Here is a 2,371-nt window from a genome sequence, read left to right as displayed (position 1 = left end):
CATTGCTGCACCAGCACTTTGCGGCAGGTGTCGTTGTCGTCCACCACCAGCACGCGCGCGCCCTTGAGCGGGCCGTCGAGGTCGGAGGTCGGGTGCTCCAGGCGTTCCGGGTCCAGCGGCAAGGTCAGCCACAGGGTGCTGCCTTGCTGGCTGCCACTCTTGATGCCGAATTCGCCGTTCATCAACAGGATCAGCTGGCGGGCAATGACCAGGCCCAGATGGCCGCTCAGGCGGGTGGCAGAGAGGAAGTTCTTGCTGTGCAACTCGCTGTGCAGCAGGGCGTCGCGCTCGGCGGGTTCCATCGGCAGGCCGCTGTCTTGCACGGCAATGCGCAGGCGCGGTTTGCTGCTGCGCTCGTCCAGTGCGACGACGATCAGTACTTCGCCTTCATCGGTTTTTTGCAGGGCATTTTCCAGCAGGCTCAACAGTGCCTGGCGCAGCCGCGTCGGGTCGCCGCTGATCACCCGGGGTACCTGGGGCTGGATAAAGCTGATCAGCTCGACGTTCTGCTGCTCGGCCTTGGCGCGGAAAATACTCAGGCAGTCTTCGATCAGCGCGTTGAGGTCGAACTGCACATCGTCCAATTCGATCTGCCCGGATTCCAGCTTGGAGATGTCGAGAATCTCGTTGATCAGGGTGAGCAGTTCGTTGCCGGCGCTGTGGATGGTTTGCACGTAGTCGCGTTGCTTGACTGAAAGCGGGGTGCCCAGCAGCAGTTCGGTCATGCCCAGCACGCCGTTCATGGGGGTGCGAATTTCGTGGCTGATCTTCGCCAGGAATTCGGCCTTGGCGGCGATTTCGGCGTTGCTGGCCGCCAGGTCGCGGCTGAGGCTGAAGTTGTCTTCGGTGATGGCGCGCTGGCGTTCGCCCAGGGCCAGGCTCATCAACAGGCCACTGAGGCAGATAAAGCCGAGCAGGGTGATGATCAAGCCTTGTGGCGGCACCAGCGTCAGGCCCAGCAAGGCCGGGAGAATAATCAGCGTGCCGATGTTGAAGATCACCATCGCCAGCATGAACAGGCGCGCCGGGCGGTAGCCCTTTTGCCAGTGATAGGCCGAGACGAACAACATGCTCAGGCCGGCCAGCGCCACCAGGGCGTAGGTGATGATGTTCAGGGGCAAGGTGTTGACGAACAGCAGCAACAGGCCGGTCAGGACGATCAGCAGGATGTCGGCCATCAACAGCTTGTTCAGCGGATGCGGGCCCAGTGGCGCAAAGAAGCGGTAGGCAAACATCAGCCCGCACGGCGCGGTCAGCAGCAGGGCGAGGTAGGCACCGGGGGTTTGTACCGCGTGCCAGTTCGGCAACCACGGGCCCAGCACGTTGAGCAGCAGCGCAAGGCTGAGCAGCAACAGCAATTCGCAGGCGGCGAGCCACAGGCTGCTGCGGGAGCGATGGTAGGCGTAGCGGGTGAGGTTGTGCAGGATCAGCATCACCAGGCAACCGAACAGCAGCCCGTAGATCAGCGTCTGGTTCTGGTTGGCCGCAGCCAGCACGGCCGGCTCAAGGGTGATGTAGGGGCGCAGCTCGTGTTCCGAGACCATGCGCAGGTACACGTCCAGCGGCTTCTGGCTTTGCGGCATCGGCAGCATGAAGTCGCTGCTGGGCAGCGGGCGCTCGGCCTGGGGCTGGCGGGTGCCGGTAGCTTCCTGCTCCACCAGGGTGTCGCCGTCGAGTACATACAGGTTCAGGTGTGACAGGTCAGGGGCGAATACCCGCAGCACTTGCTCGTGTTTGCCGGGTTGCAGCCTGAAGCGTACCCACAACGCACCGTCCGGTTGCGCGGCGGTAATCCGGTCCAGTTCGATGGGGCTGAATTGATTGATGTAGCGGGGCGAGCGGATGTCGCTCAGTTGCAGATCGGCCTGTTCATCAAGCAATACTGCCCAGCCACTGCCTTGTGCGGCGGCCTGGGCCGGGAGCAAGCAGAGCAAGGTCAGCAGACTGACAGTGAAACCTATGGCGATCCTGAGCCAGCGCACGGCGAAATCCCTTCGTAGGTTGATGCATGGGTATAACTATGCGCGGGGCCACAAGCGTAGGGCAAGGGCCAGAGGCCCCTGCCTAACCGAACGGATAGCTGTTTACTGACTTTCGCCACGCTCACGGGCAATGGCGCGGTAGCCAATGTCGGTGCGGTAGAAGCAGCCTTTCCAGTCGATCTTCGCCGCCAGCTTGTAAGCCTGTTGCTGGGCGGCATCTACGCTGCTGCCCATGGCGGTTGCGCACAGTACGCGACCACCGGCGGTGACGACCTTGCCATCCTTGAGCGCGGTGCCCGCGTGGAACACCTTGCCTTCCAGCGTAGCAGCCGCGTCCAGACCTTCAATCACATCGCCCTTGGCGTAGTCGGCCGGGTAGCCGCCGGCGG

Annotated in this window: 2 protein-coding genes; both read right to left on the bottom strand. The window is 62.9% G+C overall.

What is annotated here, in order from left to right:
- Window positions 1-1,982, bottom strand: a 1,982-nt coding sequence (locus HX846_RS33445; protein ID WP_178967073.1) for a hybrid sensor histidine kinase/response regulator, incomplete at its 3' end; no start/stop codon positions are given.
- Between the two features lie 102 nt (window positions 1,983-2,084).
- Window positions 2,085-2,371, bottom strand: a 287-nt coding sequence (locus HX846_RS33440) for a phosphoribosylglycinamide synthetase C domain-containing protein (protein ID WP_306173186.1), incomplete at its 5' end; no start/stop codon positions are given.

The sequence above is a fragment of the Pseudomonas sp. K5002 genome (genome assembly GCF_013386655.1).
Taxonomy (GTDB): Bacteria; Pseudomonadota; Gammaproteobacteria; order Pseudomonadales; family Pseudomonadaceae; genus Aquipseudomonas.
Note: the sequence above shows the minus strand (reverse complement) of the source record. Positions and strands in the feature narration are given on the sequence as shown.